The sequence below is a fragment of the Flavobacterium sp. genome (assembly GCF_046073885.1).
GTDB lineage: Bacteria > Bacteroidota > Bacteroidia > Flavobacteriales > Flavobacteriaceae > Flavobacterium.
This window is the reverse complement of record NZ_JBJTND010000054.1, coordinates 1-15467: the sequence shown is the minus strand read 5'-3', so window position 1 is coordinate 15467 and position 15467 is coordinate 1. Positions and strand designations below refer to the sequence as shown.

At 34.3% G+C, this 15467-nt stretch carries 11 protein-coding genes and 1 pseudogene; 6 read left to right on the top strand and 6 right to left on the bottom strand.

Features of this window, described 5'->3' with window-relative positions; genetic code table 11:
- The 3 genes and pseudogenes from ACKOWY_RS07610 to secA form a co-directional block, all read left to right on the top strand.
- Positions 1 to 76: pseudogene (locus ACKOWY_RS07610) on the top strand (ATP:cob(I)alamin adenosyltransferase); the annotation flags it as partial.
- Positions 77 to 224: 148 nt separating this feature from the next.
- Positions 225 to 446, top strand: a complete 222-nt coding sequence (locus ACKOWY_RS07605; protein ID WP_022828503.1) for a DUF2795 domain-containing protein — start codon at positions 225 to 227, stop codon at positions 444 to 446.
- 117 nt (positions 447 to 563) lie between these two features.
- On the top strand, positions 564 to 3908 hold the full coding sequence (gene secA, locus ACKOWY_RS07600; RefSeq protein WP_408940840.1) for a preprotein translocase subunit SecA: 3345 nt from the start codon (positions 564 to 566) through the stop codon (positions 3906 to 3908).
- Between the two features lie 45 nt (positions 3909 to 3953).
- On the opposite strand, the gene hemN is transcribed toward secA, so the two are convergent.
- From hemN to ACKOWY_RS07570, 6 genes are all read right to left on the bottom strand, one after another.
- Positions 3954 to 5318: an oxygen-independent coproporphyrinogen III oxidase gene (hemN, locus tag ACKOWY_RS07595; RefSeq protein WP_408940839.1), complete on the bottom strand. Its 1365-nt coding sequence runs from the start codon at positions 5316 to 5318 to the stop codon at positions 3954 to 3956.
- Positions 5319 to 5415: 97 nt separating this feature from the next.
- Complete coding sequence (locus tag ACKOWY_RS07590) at positions 5416 to 7458, bottom strand: DUF349 domain-containing protein (RefSeq protein WP_408940838.1); 2043 nt, start codon at positions 7456 to 7458, stop codon at positions 5416 to 5418.
- Positions 7459 to 7585: 127 nt separating this feature from the next.
- Positions 7586 to 8332 carry a shikimate dehydrogenase family protein gene (locus tag ACKOWY_RS07585; protein ID WP_408940837.1) on the bottom strand — a complete coding sequence of 249 codons (747 nt, stop codon included), beginning with the start codon at positions 8330 to 8332 and terminating at the stop codon, positions 7586 to 7588.
- Positions 8319 to 8813, bottom strand: a complete 495-nt coding sequence (locus ACKOWY_RS07580; RefSeq protein WP_408940836.1) for an energy transducer TonB — start codon at positions 8811 to 8813, stop codon at positions 8319 to 8321. Before ACKOWY_RS07580 ends, ACKOWY_RS07585 begins: the two co-directional genes overlap by 14 nt.
- Entirely contained in the window at positions 8813 to 10207 is a 1395-nt protein-coding gene (locus ACKOWY_RS07575) for a tetratricopeptide repeat protein (protein WP_408940835.1), read from the bottom strand. Before ACKOWY_RS07575 ends, ACKOWY_RS07580 begins: the two co-directional genes overlap by 1 nt.
- Before the next feature lie 172 nt (positions 10208 to 10379).
- Positions 10380 to 11564 carry an aspartate aminotransferase family protein gene (locus tag ACKOWY_RS07570; RefSeq protein WP_408940834.1) on the bottom strand — a complete coding sequence of 395 codons (1185 nt, stop codon included), beginning with the start codon at positions 11562 to 11564 and terminating at the stop codon, positions 10380 to 10382.
- Between the two features lie 143 nt (positions 11565 to 11707).
- On the opposite strand from ACKOWY_RS07570, the gene ACKOWY_RS07565 reads away from it, so the two are divergent.
- The 3 genes from ACKOWY_RS07565 to ACKOWY_RS07555 all read left to right on the top strand — a co-directional run.
- Entirely contained in the window at positions 11708 to 13573 is a 1866-nt protein-coding gene (locus ACKOWY_RS07565; RefSeq protein ID WP_408940833.1) for an alpha-amylase family protein, read from the top strand.
- A 31-nt stretch (positions 13574 to 13604) separates the two neighbouring features.
- The gene (locus tag ACKOWY_RS07560) at positions 13605 to 14732 is read left to right on the top strand and encodes a glycosyltransferase family 2 protein (protein ID WP_408940832.1); all 1128 of its coding nucleotides are present in this window, start codon (positions 13605 to 13607) and stop codon (positions 14730 to 14732) included.
- Between the two features lie 97 nt (positions 14733 to 14829).
- A partial coding sequence (locus ACKOWY_RS07555) for a biotin/lipoyl-containing protein (protein WP_408940831.1) occupies positions 14830 to 15467 on the top strand: 638 nt, incomplete at its 3' end.

Sequence of the window (15467 nt, the reverse complement as noted above, 5' to 3'; positions counted from 1 at the left end):
CTATCTTTTTGTATTGGCACGAAAGTTGTCTAAAGATTTAAACGCCGAGGAAATACAATGGATTCCACGAAAGTAAGCCCTTATTTTCATTTCCTTTTTTTCGGTAAAAATGAAATTATAAAACAGACAAAAAAACGTTCTTAACTTTTAATAAAAATAAATCATTTTTTACTTGCCTTTTTCAGTAAAAAATTTATTTTTGCACTAAACTAAATCGACAAAAGATGTATTGGACATTAGAATTAGCATCTTATTTAAGTGATGCGCCGTGGCCAGCAACCAAAGATGAGCTTATTGACTACGCTATTAGAGCAGGTGCCCCCCTGGAAGTAGTAGAAAACCTACAATCAATTGAAGATGAAGGTGAGATATATGAATCAATGGAAGAAATTTGGCCAGATTATCCTACAGACGAAGATTATCTTTGGAATGAGGATGAATATTAAAAAAAATAATTAATACCACAGAAAAAAAGTCTCCTTTGGGGCTTTTTTTTTGTTCATAACAACTTTCCTTTTTTTGAAAAGAATTAAAAAGGAAAACCAAAATATAAATAACCAATTATGAGTTTCATAAATAGTATTCTTAAAGTATTTGTAGGGGATAAATCTGAAAAAGATGTAAAAGCTACACAACCTTATATTGCCAAAGTTAAAGCATTAGAGCCGGCACTTATGGCTTTGTCTCACGATGAATTGCGTGCTAAAACGGCCGAGTTTAAAGAGAAGATAAAGCAAGCTCGTGCCAAACAAGATGCCGAAATTGAAGCTAAAAAACTTGAAGCTGAGAATACTTCCGATATTGACTTAAGAGAAGATATTTACAACGCTATTGATGCTTTAGAAAAAGAAGCTTACGAAATCTCTGAAAAAGTATTGATGGAAATTCTTCCTGAAGCTTTTGCTGTTGTCAAAGAAACTGCAAGAAGGTTCAAAGAAAATTCTACAATTACTGTAACCGCAACTGAAAGAGACAGAGAATTATCTGCTACTAAACCGTATATTACTTTAGTTGGAGACCAAGCCAATTGGGCCAACCAATGGAATGCTGCCGGTAAGGAAATTACTTGGGACATGATTCACTACGATGTTCAATTAATAGGCGGAATTGTTTTACACGAGGGTAAAATTGCAGAGATGCAAACAGGAGAGGGGAAAACCTTGGTAGCTACTTTACCATTGTATTTAAATGCCTTAACCGGAAACGGAGTGCATCTAGTTACTGTGAATGATTACTTAGCTAAACGTGATAGTACATGGAAAGCCCCTTTATTTGAATTCCACGGATTAATGGTAGATTGTATAGATAACCATTCTCCAAATACTGCCGAAAGAAGAAAAGCATACGAAGCCGATATTACTTATGGAACCAATAATGAATTTGGTTTTGATTACCTAAGAGATAATATGGCGCATTCGCCAGAAGATTTAGTGCAAAGAAAACACAATTATGCCATTGTCGATGAAGTAGATTCGGTGTTGATTGATGATGCGAGAACTCCGTTAATTATTTCGGGTCCGGTTCCCGATGGTGACCGTCATGAGTTTAACGAATTAAAACCAAAAGTTGAAAATCTATACAATTTACAACGTCAGTTGGCCAATGGATTTTTAGCGGAAGCTAGAAAATTAATCAAAGAAGGAAATACCAAAGATGGAGGGTTTCAATTATTGAGAGCTTACCGTTCATTGCCAAAAAATAAAGCACTTATTAAATTTTTAAGTGAAGAAGGTATTAAGCAAATATTGCAAAAAACCGAGAACGAATACATGAGCGACAACAATAGAAAGATGCCGCTTGTAGATGAAGCTTTGTATTTTGTAATTGAAGAGAAAAACAATCAAGTAGAATTAACCGATAACGGAATTCAATTCTTGTCTAAAGATACTGATGAAACGTTCTTCGTCCTACCAGATATTGGAACCGAGATTGCCAACATCGAAAAACAAAATTTAGATAAAGATGCCGAACTAGAGGCAAAAGAAAGATTGTTTCAAGATTTTGGAATTAAATCGGAGCGCATCCATACCCTTACACAATTATTAAAAGCCTACACCCTTTTTGAAAAAGATGTAGAATACGTAATTGTAGATAACAAAATTATGATTGTTGATGAGCAAACAGGTCGTATTATGGATGGCCGTCGTTACTCAGATGGATTACACCAAGCGATTGAGGCTAAAGAGCAAGTAACTATTGAAGCAGCTACACAAACTTTTGCAACAATTACTCTACAAAACTATTTCCGTATGTACAGCAAATTGGCAGGTATGACAGGAACAGCGGTAACAGAGGCGGGTGAGCTTTGGGAAATTTATAAATTAGATGTTGTTGAAATTCCAACAAATAGAGGGATTTCACGTCACGATAAAGAAGACTTAATTTACCGTTCGGTTCGTGAAAAATTCAATGCAGTTATTGAAGATGTTACCCAACTATCTGCTTCAGGTAGACCGGTTTTAATTGGAACAACTTCGGTTGAGATATCAGAATTATTAAGCAGAATGTTGAAAATGCGTGGCATCAATCACAATGTATTGAATGCTAAAATGCATAAAAAAGAAGCGGATATTGTTGCCGAAGCTGGAAAACCAGGAGTAGTAACAATTGCAACCAATATGGCAGGTCGTGGAACCGATATTAAGTTAACTCCCGAAGTGAAAGCAGCTGGAGGTTTAGCAATTATTGGTACCGAGCGTCACGATTCTCGTCGTGTAGACCGTCAGTTACGTGGTCGTGCAGGTCGTCAAGGAGATCCAGGAAGTTCTCAATTTTACGTGTCTTTAGAAGATAACTTGATGCGTCTTTTTGGTTCAGAAAGAGTAGCCAAAGTAATGGATAGAATGGGATTGAAGGAAGGGGAAGTGATTCAACATTCAATGATGACCAAATCTATTGAGCGAGCACAGAAAAAAGTAGAAGAAAATAACTTTGGTACTCGTAAGCGTTTATTGGAATATGATGACGTAATGAATGCCCAAAGAGAAGTAGTTTACAAACGCCGTCGTCATGCTTTGCATGGTGAGCGTTTAAAACTGGATATCGCCAACATGATGTATGACACGTGTGAAGTTATTGTAGGTGATAACAAAGCGGTAAATGATTTTAAAAATTTCGAGTTTGAATTGATTCGTTATTTTGCGATTACCTCTCCATTTACTTCAAGTGAGTTTGAGAAAATGTCGGAGATGGAATTGACCGGAAAATTATACAAAGTCGTAATGGAATTTTATACCGAAAAAACAGAACGTACTGCTAGAGAAGCACTTCCTATTATTACCGATGTATATAAAAATCCGAATAATCAATACGAGCGCATTGTAGTTCCGTTTACTGATGGAATCAAATCCTTAAATGTGGTTACCGATTTAAAGAAAGCCTACGAATCACAGGGAGCTCAATTAGTTGCTGATTATGAGAAAAACATCACATTGGCAATTGTTGATGAGGCTTGGAAAAAACACTTACGCAAAATGGACGAATTGAAAACTTCGGTTCAACTTGCAGTTCACGAGCAAAAAGATCCGTTGTTGATATACAAATTGGAAGCTTTTAATTTGTTTAGAAATATGTTGGATGGTGTGAATAAAGAAGTAATTTCGTTCTTGTTTAAAGGAGATTTGCCTCAGCAAAACAATACCATTCAAGAAGCTAAAGAAGTAAAAAGAAAAGAAAAATATACCGAAACTAAAGATGAGGTATTGAATTCAGATGAATTGGCAGAACGCAATCGAGAAGCAGGACAAATGCAACAACGACAAGTTACTGAAACCATTGTTCGAGATCAGCCAAAAATCAACAGAAATGACAACGTAACAATTAAACATGTTATGAGTGGAAAAACAGAAACCATGAAATACAAAAAAGCCGAAAGCATGCTTGCAAGTGGCGAATGGGTTTTAGTTTAATATACAAATAGTAAAAATCCCCAACTTTTCAGTTGGGGATTTTTTTTATACTGTCATGGAGAATAACTGCGTTTGTGGTGCTTTGCGTTTCATTCTTAAATCGAAGGCCATGCAAATATTTCTTACAAAAGGTTTTCCTTTTTCAGTTACGGTAAGCGTATTATTTTCAATTGAAATAAGACCATCGGTTTCCATTTCATGTAATTGACTAAGAATTTCGGGTATTCCTACAAAAAAACTTTCTTTAGTATCCCATGAGGTAGTAAACTGGCACATCAAATTAAGGATGTGTTTTCTTATTTTTAAATCTTCCTCGGTAAGTATATGTCCGCGTACTACAGGCAATTCGTTTCTATCAATTCGGTGGTAATAATCTTCAATTGTTTTTTCGTTTTGAGCAAAGCTATACCAACTGTCGCTAATTGAGGAAACTCCTAGTCCAATCATCAATTTTGTTTTGGAAGATGTATACCCCATAAAATTCCGATGCAGTTTTTTATCTTGAAACGATTGGTACATACTATCGGTTGCAAGAGCAAAATGATCCATTCCAATTTCATGGTACTTATTTGCAGCCAAGCGCTTTTTCCCTTCTTCATACAACTGTCTCTTGGCCTCATCTTTTGGTACATCCTCATCTTTAAAACCGCGTTGTCCGTTGCCTTTAATCCAAGGCACATGGGCATAACTGTAAAATGCCAATCGATCGGGTTGTAACGAATTGGTTTTGTCAATAGTGTCAATTACTTCTTCTAATGTTTGAAAAGGTAAGCCAAATATTAAGTCATGGCCAATAGAAGTGTATCCTATTTCTTTAGCCCAAAAGGTTGCCTTCGCCACATTATGAAAGGACTGTACTCTATGAATGGCTTGTTGTACTTTGTCTGAATAATCTTGAACACCATAACTAACCCTTCTAAAACCTAAGTTATATAAGGTTTGCAAATGCGTTCGTGTGGTGTTATTGGGATGTCCTTCAAAACTAAATTCGTGCTCCGGAGCTTTGATGGCTCTTTCGAAGATGCCTTTGATTAAAGTCTCTAGATTTTCGGGAGAAAAAAAAGTTGGCGTTCCACCACCTAAATGAATTTCTTTAATAATTGGTTGGCTTGGTAATAGCTCGCAATACAATTTCCATTCTTTGAGTACTGCAGTGATGTACGGATTTTCAACATCGTGTCGTTTAGTGATTCTTTTATTGCATCCGCAAAATGTACACAGGCTTTCGCAAAAAGGGAGGTGGATGTATAAACTGATGCCTTCCGTTTGATTGCTTTCTTCAAACGATTTTATAAAAGTAGTTTTCCATAATTCTCCAGAAAATAAGTCCTCTTCCCAATACGGAACCGTTGGGTAACTCGTATACCTTGGTCCCGGAACGTTGTATTTTTGAATTAAAGAAACCGACATAATTTGGATATTTATGTCAAAATTAATTCGTTAAAATATCACTTAAAATGATATTTGTCATAATCAAAAAAAACGCCCACTTAAAGCGGGCGTTTTATTAATTATTTAGGTTCTTAATTTGAACAAGTTTTTCTTTCCAAGTTTGAAGTTCTTCTTTATGTCTTTCGATATTTTTTCGAACTTCGGTTACAATAGAATTTTCTTTCTTCGCATTCTTCGCATTTTGAAAAAACTGAATGTTATTTTCTAATTGGAAAATTTCATTTTGAACTTCATCAATTTTGCGCATAATAAAAACTCTTTCATTGTCAATTTTTCTGCTATCTTCAAGATTTCCAAGTTTGTTAGCAAAACGCAATAGGTCGCTTTCTTTTTTGCTTGAGCTTAATTTTTCGAATAAAGCATCCAATATTTTATTGAATTTGCCTTCAATATGTCTGCGGTTAAAAGGAACTTTTCCTATTGATTTCCATGCCTCAATATGTGCTTTAATTGCATCAAGATCGGTTTTGTGATCTCCAATTAATTCAAAGGTACGAAGACCTTCTAGGTATTCTTTTTTCTTTTCAAAAGCTGCAACTTCTTCAGCATTTTCTTCCGATTTGCTTTCTTTTAATCGTTCAAAATAATGGTTGCAAGCAGTTTTGAATTCTTTCCATAATGCATCTGAAAATTTTCTTGGAACATGTCCAACTAATTTCCATTCCTCCTGAATTTGTTTCATCACCGGAGTCGTTGCTGCAAAATCTTCACTTACTTTTAGTTCGTTTGCTTTATTTACTAATGCTTGTTTTTTGCTTAAATTATCATTTTGATCTTTTTTGATTTCTTTATAAAATGAATTTTTAAGTAAGTTGAAGTTTCTAACCGCAGTTTTAAAAGCAGTCCATGTAGCTTCGTTTACTTCCGAAGGAACTTTACCCGTAGCAAAAAACTCATTTCTTAGCGCCTCCACTTTAGTAATTTGGTTTAACCAAGCTTGGTGGGTATCAACTTTTTCTTGAGCTAGCACTTCTAATTGTGCAATAAGACCTTTTTTCTTTTCTAAATTGTCAGTTTCTTTCGCTTTGAAACTTTCATAGTAGGCCTCTCTTTTGTCATGCATTTGTTTGGTTAAGTCGCTAAACTGTTTCCAAATCTCTTCTCTGTGCTCTCTTGAAACAGGGCCAATATCTTCTTTCCAAATACGGTGTAAATCTTGTAATTCACGGAATGATTTATTGATGTCTGCTTCGTTTACCAATTCGGCTACACGAGCTATTATTTTTTGTTTTTGCTCTAAATTGTTTTTGAACTCAATGTCTCTAGCTTCACGATCCAAATGAAGGAAATCGTAAAAATTTTCAATATGAAAATGGAAATTATTCCAAACGTGATTGTATTTGTCTTTTGGAATTGGTCCCGCATTTTTCCATCTTTCTCTAATGTCATTCAATTGTTTTAGAGAATTTGAAATATTTCCACCTGAATTGTTTACCAGATTTTTCAATTCTTCAACCAATTGCATTCGGTTTTCTAAATTGGACTGCAAATTATTTTGCAACGATTTAAAATGGGCGTTTTTCTTATCTCTGTATTGATTGTATAAGGAATCAAATTTTGCCTTTAAAGGAAAATTATAATGGAAATCTTCTGTAGTTTCTGGATTTTCAGCATGAAATTCATCTTTTTTCACCTCAATAAAATGATGGTATTTCGATAAAAATGCTCTTTTTATTTCTTCAACGTGTTCTCTAACCGACATTACCTTTTCTGCAGCAACAAGAACTTCTAGTTCTTCAACCAATTTTTCCATTGGCATTGCTTCATAATCTTGCAACGGAATCTCGTGACGACCAATCAAAGTTTCGTCTTCACTTTCTTCTGCATTGGCATCTGCAATTGCATTCATAGCAACTTCACTTTCGTCTGTAGCTGCCTCAATTGGAGTAGCTTCAGCTTTATCTTCAATAACTTTTTCAGTTGAAATCGCTGCAGCTGGTTCAGCCACTTCTGCAATTTCTTCAGTAGCTTCTTCGGTTAAAGTAACGCTTTCAACTTCTTGACTTTCAATTGAAATGGTTTCTTGTGATTCTAAATTTTCAATTCCATCTACCGCGTTTTCGTTAACTGGTAGGTTATCATTCAATTCTTCTGACATTATTTTAAATGTGTAAGGTTATACAATTTTCCTTTTTTGGAGGGCTAAAGATACTAAAGTATCCCTTAATTACAAACAGTTAGAGGTTCTTCTGTATTTGAATTTTAAGAAAAGAGAAAATCAATTTTTATTTGTTCCAAATTTTCCAAGCTTTTTCAGCCTGAAAAACGAGCATTTCTTTACCGTTTTTGGTTATTGCTCCCTGCTTTTTAGCTTTCTTTAGAAATTGGGTTTCTTCAGGGTTGTATACCAAATCAAATGCAATGTGCTTTGGAGAAAAAAAGTTGTAAGGAATAGGAGGGAACTCTGAGGTATTCGGACTTGTGCCAACAGGTGTGCAATTGATAATGATTTGATGATTATCAAAAGTAGTAGCATTAATTAACGAATAGTCGATGGTGTTTTGGTTGGCTTCTCTTGAAACAAAAGAATAGTTTATTCCGAGTTGCTCGAGTGCAAAAGCAACAGCTTTTGCTGCACCACCTGTTCCTAATATAAGTGCTTTATTATGATGCGGTTGTAATAGCGGTTCTAAAGATTTTTTAAATCCATACCAATCAGAATTATAGCCTTTTAAATTTCCTTTTTTGGTAAACCGAATCACATTTACTGCACCAATTTTAAAGGCTTTATCAGATATAGTGTCTAGATATGGAATTATGGCTTCTTTGTAGGGTATAGTTACATTAAGGCCTTTTAAGTTGGGGTTGTTTTTTAGAATGCTTGGAAATTCGTCGATACTTTGCAGATCAAAGTTTTCATAAACACAATCTTCATATAAATCCTGTGTGAATTTTTCTGTGAAGTATTTTTTTGAAAAAGAATAGGAAATATTTTTCCCTATCAAGCCGAATTTTTTATTATTTGGTAGCATAAATTGTTATTGGAAATGAAAAAGCGCATCTCACTTTTTTACCATTTTGCTCGCCAGGCATCCAACGCGGCATTCTTTTTAGTATTCTAAGTACAGCTTCTTCGGTTCCATATCCTAATCCTCTAATTATTTTGATGTCTGTTAAGGAACCGTCTCGTTCTACTACAAAAGAAACAAATACCTTTCCTTTTAATTCCGCTTCTTTCATTTCATCCGAATAGACAAAATTATTTGAGATGTAGGATGCTAATTTATCATGACCTCCTGGAAATTCTGGTTGCACCTCAATTCCAGCAGTATTGTAAATTTTATTATCGTCATATTCGTTTATTATTGGAGCAGATTCAATGGAGATTATTTCGTCACGATCTTTTACCTCAATAGCTTCAGGAGCTTTTTTTGGTTCGGATTTTGATTTTTTGGCTTGACCAAAAGAGCAAGTGACTGCTAATAAAGCAAGTATTAAAATGCTATTTTTCATTAGTGTTGGTACTTATTAATTAAGGATTGAATTTTTTCCAAATTCCATATCGCAGGAAATAATTCATTCAACAAAGTATGGTTGTTGAAATTCAATCGTAATCCATTATTTAAATGAAAAGAGCCTTTTTCTGCTTCGTTTTGTGTATAGTATAAACCTGCTAAGCGGTATTCTACTTCGTATTCTTCAGGGAAATATTCAGATGCTTGTAAAAGTGTAACTATAGCACTGTCTGTTTCATTTAAATTTACCAATACATCTACCCAAAACAACCAAGTATCTAGCTGGTAATCGCCAAGTTCAACTGCTTTTCGATATCCATATTCTGCATCCTCAAATAAATTTAAAGCTTTGTTTATTGTTGCAAATCGCTTCCAATAAGCTTGATTTTGATCGTCTATAGAAAGGGCTTTATTTACATGCTCTAATGCTTTTTCATATTTTTTTTGACGCACATAAAAATCGGTGATTGCAATCCATCCTTTATCTAACAAAGGATCTTCATGAACGGTTTTATTGAAAAAAGCTAGGGCTTCTTTGTTTTTGCCTAATTTTTCGTAACATTTTCCAATTCGTAATAATGCATACGAGGTAGGATCGTCTAATTCTATTGTTTTTGCATAGCTTTCAATGGCATCTTCGTGGCGTTTTAAACGCTCTAGAGATTTTCCTTTCTCCATAAAAGCACCAACAAAATTATCGTCAATGTACGTTGCATATTCAAATGAACGAACCGCATTTTCGTAATCCTTTATTCCATAATACAAACGGCCTTTTTGGTGCCATGCAATTTCTGAATACGGATTTTTATTTATGTATTTTTTTAAATACTCAATTGCGGCTTGATTTTGATCTAAAAATTCAAAACAATAAACCACATTATAAATAGCAGATTGGTCTTCAATATCTTCTTCTAAACATTTTATGAAATTAACTTTCGCCATTTCTAAATTGTCCATGAACAGGTATTCCATACCAATTAAATTATAGATGTCGCTATAATCTTCGGTATATTGTAAAGCTTCCGACAGCAATTCTACCGCCTTTTCATGATCGTCTCTTTTCGAGTAGATATTTGCTTTCTGAATGTAAATTTCTTCGTTGGTAGGCTCTAAAAAGTAAAGGTCGTTCAGTAGTTTCTCTGCCAATTCTAATTTGTCTTCAAAAATGAGCATTTCCACCTGAACTAATTTTAAGCCAGTAGATTTTGGATGTTGTTCCAAACCAATTTTTAATGCTTTTTTAGCCAAATTGGTTTTACCCATATCCAAATAATGTAGGATTATTTCTTCAAATTCTTCCGAATCAAAAAACAGTACCTTGTTGGTTTTCAACATGGATTCAAACTTTGACAAGGACAAGTTGTAGTTTTCTTCTTCGTGATCTAAATGCATAACAATTGAATTGAAATAAACTATTATAAAGGTATCCAACTAGGATCAGAAATAGTTGCATTTCTAATTTTGTTTTGAACAAATTAATTAACAGAAAATGATGAAGCTGGAAGTTGGAAGACAGAAGTCAGAAGATGGGAGATTGAAGTTTATTAACCTTAAATTTTAATCTTTAACTATTTAAAACTTCATCTAAAGCTTCAAGTAATATTTTGCAGCCTTCTTTTATTTCTTCTTCAGAAATGGTAAGTGGAGGAGTGATTCGGATTGCTTTTCCTTCAAATAATAACCAAAATAAAATAAGTCCTTTTTCTTGGCATCGTAATATTACTCGGTCGGTTATTTCAGTCTTGGCCGTCATCGCTGCAAGCATTAATCCTTTTCCTCTAACCTCTGTAATCAAAGGATGTATGAGTAGTTTTCGGAATAATTTTTCTTTTTCTAGCGATTGTCTGGCGTAGTCTTTTTCGATTATTTCTTGAAGTGTTGCCAAGCAAGCAGCTGCAATAACAGGGTGACCTCCAAAGGTGGTAATGTGTCCTAGTTTAGGATCGTGGCTCAATAAATCCATGTGTTTTTCATTTGCAATGAAACCGCCCACAGGCATTCCGCCGGCCATTCCCTTTCCAATTATCACTACATCTGGAATTACATTATAATTTTCGAAACCAAATAATTTTCCTGTTCTTCCAAATCCAGGTTGAATTTCGTCAACAATTAAAAGTGCTCCAACTTCTTCACATCTTTTTTTGACTTTTGCTAAAAAATCATTTTCAGGTTGGATAAATCCAGCACCACCTTGAATACTTTCTAAAATGATTCCGGCTGTTTTGGTTGTAATTTTTTGGATATCTTCTTCATTGTTGAAAGTAATAAAATCAACATCGGGAACTAGGGGTCTAAAAATTTGTTTGCGCTCTTCAAATCCCATGACACTCATTGATCCCATCGTATTGCCATGGTAGGCATTGTGACAAGATATTAATTGACTTCTACCTGTTACACGACGCACTAATTTAAGCGCTCCCTCACAAGCTTCGGTCCCTGAGTTTACCAAATAGACTTTGTTTAAAGAAGCAGGTAAATTTTCAACTAATAATTTGCAATACTGCACCGCTGGGCTCTGAGAATACTCGCCATATACCATTACATGGGAATATTTATCGAGTTGGTCTTTGATAGCTTGATTTACTCGCGGATTTTGGTGTCCCAATGAACAAGCGGATACACCTGCTACAAAATCTAAATACTTTTTGTTATTGGTGTCAAAAACATATGATCCTATTGCATGCGAAACTTCCATACCTAAAGGGTAAGGAGAGGTTTGAGCTTGGTATTTAATAAAATCAGAATTCATTGAGATTTTTATTGCAGTATAATTAGATCGCAAATTTAGGAAAATAGAGTCAACTCAAATGTTTATTAAGATTTTTTTATTAATAGATTAAAAAGCACTTCAAATTTTTATCTTTGTGACTTATGACCTCCAATATAAATAAAATGAAAAAATTTCTGGTACTCACATTGGTTTGCTTTTCGCTAAGCGCTAATTCTCAAATAAAGAAAACAAACTCTAAACCCCAAGCTAAAGTTATTGCCGCTAAAAAAAAGCAGGTAGTTTATCAAGTTTTTACGAGGTTATTCGGAAATAAAAATACAACCAATAAACCATGGGGAACCATTGATGAAAATGGCGTTGGAAAATTTAATGATTTTACGGATAAGGCCTTATCGGAAATAAAAAATCTTGGTGTAACTCATATTTGGTATACCGGAGTGCCGCATCATGCTTTAGTAAATGATTATACTAAATACGGAATTTCTAATGACGATCCCGAAGTTGTAAAAGGCCGTGCCGGCTCGCCTTATGCAGTGAAAGATTACTATAATGTAAACCCGGATTTGGCTGTAGATCCTTCTAAAAGATTGGAAGAATTTGAAGCGCTTATTGCCCGAACGCATAAAAATGGTTTGAAAGTAATTATTGATATTGTTCCCAATCATATTGCAAGAAAATATGTTGGATTAAATAATCCGAAGGGGGTTCGCGACTTTGGAGCCGATGATAATACTAATGTAGAATACGATAAAAACAATAATTTTTATTACATACCAGGGCAACCATTTGAGGTGCCTACTTCGGATAGCTATAAACCATTGGGCGGCGAATCTAATCCATTAATAGACGGAAAATTTGATGAAAATCCAGCAAAATGGACAGGTAACGGATCACGTTTGGCTAAACCCGATATTAATGATTGGTATGAAACGGTAAAAGTCAATTATGGAATTCGTCCTGATGGTTCAAAAGATTTTCCTGAATTACCAAAAGGCTTTGACAAGAAATCATATAAAGAACATTTTGAATTTTGGAAGAACAAAGAGGTGCCAAGTTCTTGGAAAAAATTCAGAGATATTGCATTATACTGGACTTCAAAAGGAGTTGATGGTTTTCGTTATGACATGGCTGAAATGGTGCCTTATGAGTTTTGGAGTTACATGAATTCGGCTATCAAAATGAAAAATCCAGACGCCTTTTTGATGGCAGAGGTTTATAATCCGAATGAATATAGAAATTATATTTATCTAGGTAAAATGGATTATCTATATGATAAAGTGGCAACTTATGATAAATTAAAAGAAATTATTCAAGGAAGATCAAGCGCTGATGGGCTTACGGATATCCAAAAGAGTATGGCCGATATTGAAAGTCACATGCTTCATTTCTTAGACAATCATGACGAGCAACGATTGGCTAGCCCCGAATTTGCAGGTAGTGGAGAAAATGGAAAACCGCTAATGGTAGTTTCTGCAACTATTGGATCTGCTCCAACTATGGTTTATTTTGGACAAGAAGTAGGAGAGCCAGGGAATGAAAATGGCGGTTTTGGTACTCATTCTAGAACTTCTATTTTTGATTATGTTGGGGTGCCTAATCACCAAAGATGGATGAACGAAGGTAAATTTGACGGAGGTCAATTATCAGAAAAAGAATTAAGCATTAGGGATTTTTATAAACGATTATTGAATTTCACGCTTAAAAGTGAGGCTTTAATGGGGCAATTTGAAGAAATTCAAACAATAAATAGAAAAGAAACTAACGATTTTGATGAAAGTAAATATGCATTTGTTCGTTGGTCTGCCAATGAAAAGCTTGTAATTGTTGTTAATTTTTCAAAAGAAAAAGAAGCCACAATTGACCTTAAAATCCAAGCCGATGTTATTGCAAAATGGCGCCTAAATGATGGAGTTTACACTGTTACCGATCAATTGTATGGTAGTTCCAACCAATTACAAGTGGCGAACGGCTTGGGAACAATTCATATAACTTTGGCTCCAAGTGAAAGTTACATTTACAAATTGTAATTCTTAAATTAGTATCAATTCTACTTTTTTTATGCAACTATCTGTAATCATCCTTAATTATAATGTGCGCTATTTTTTAGAGCAGTGCGTGTTAAGTGTTCAAACAGCACTTGAGGGGATTGATGGTGAAATTATTGTCATTGATAATAATTCTTCAGATGAAAGTTGTACCATGATGAAGCAACAATTTCCGGGTATTAAATTAATTAGTAATTCTGAAAATTTAGGTTTTCCAAAAGGAAATAATATAGGAGTTGAACAAGCAAAAGGTGAATACATTTGTATCTTAAATCCGGATACAATTGTTGCTGAAGATACATTTTCTAAGATTTTAAATCCTTCAAATTGGAATTCAAATACCGGAATTATTGGATGTAAATTAGTCGATGGTGCCGGAAACTTTTTACCAGAAAGCAAACGCGGAATTCCAACGCCTTGGGTTTCATTTACTAAGATTTTTGGATTGTATAAAATATCCAATTTATTTGGAAAGTATTATGCCCAGCATTTGTCTGAAAATCAATCCGGAAAAGTTGAAATACTTGTAGGCGCTTTTATGGTGATGCGTAAGGATTTATATACTGAAATAGGTGGTTTTGATGAAAATTGCTTCATGTATTCCGATGATATCGATTTGAGTTATCAGGCATTATTGAAAGGAAAATACAATTATTATTTTCATGATACCACGGTGATTCATTTTAAAGGAGAAAGCACCGTTAGGGATGGAACCTACATGAAACGTTTTCAAGAAGCTATGAATTTCTTTTATAGAAAACACTTTAAGGTGTCTTTTTTCTTTTCCATTTTTATGAATATCGGAATTGTTTTATTTTCAATAGTTAAGAGGTTTCAGGGTGCAAAATTTGAAAAAATAAAACCAGATGCTTATTGTTTGATTTCTGATAGAGAAAACAAGGAAGAGTTGCTTCATCAGCTTGAAAAAAAAATTGGCACAAAATTTAATGATGTTGTAGATGAGAGTGTTAAAACTGAATTTGTTATTGATTTATCTAGCGTTTCTTGTAAAAAAGCTATAGCGTTTATGGTAAATAATAAAAGAAAAAATCATACATTTAAATTAATTTCTTCTAATGCTCGATTTATTATTGGAAGTAATAACAGTAATGATCGAGGAGAAGTACTTAATTTAGAATAAAAAATATTAGGTAAAAATTATATAATTCTTGATTATACCTGAAAATAATCATTAATTTTGCAAACCAATTAACGATATACAACTTTAGTTTAAAGATATGGCAAAGTTCGAATTGAAATTACCCAAAATGGGAGAGAGTGTTGCAGAAGCAACCATTACCAACTGGTTAAAAAATGTAGGAGAAACTATTGCTGCTGATGAAGCGGTTTTAGAAATCGCTACTGATAAAGTTGATAGCGAAGTGCCTAGTGAAGTATCTGGAACTTTAGTTGAAATATTATTTCAAGTAAATGATGTTGTAAAAGTTGGTCAAACAATTGCAATCATTGAAACTGAAGGCGGAAGCGCAACTGTTTCATCTCCTGTTGCAGCTGCTGCTGCTGCTGCAACTCCTGTAGCAGAACCAGAAGTTACAGCAGAAATAATCAAAGAAGTATCCAAACCAATTGAAGCTGCAAAAGAAGTTGATTTTTCAAATTCTGATAAATTCTTTTCACCATTGGTGAAAAATATCGCCAAAGAAGAAGGTGTTTCAATAGCGGAACTAGAAGGAATTTCGGGTTCTGGGAAAGAAGGACGTGTTACAAAAGAAGATATTTTAAAATATGTTGAAAGCAGAAAATCAGGAAATGCAACTCCTGCACCAAGCGCTCCAAGTCCAAAACCGGTTGCTCAAGTAGCTCAGCCTGTTTCTGTTAATGGTGGCGACGAAATTGTAGAAATGGATCGTATGCG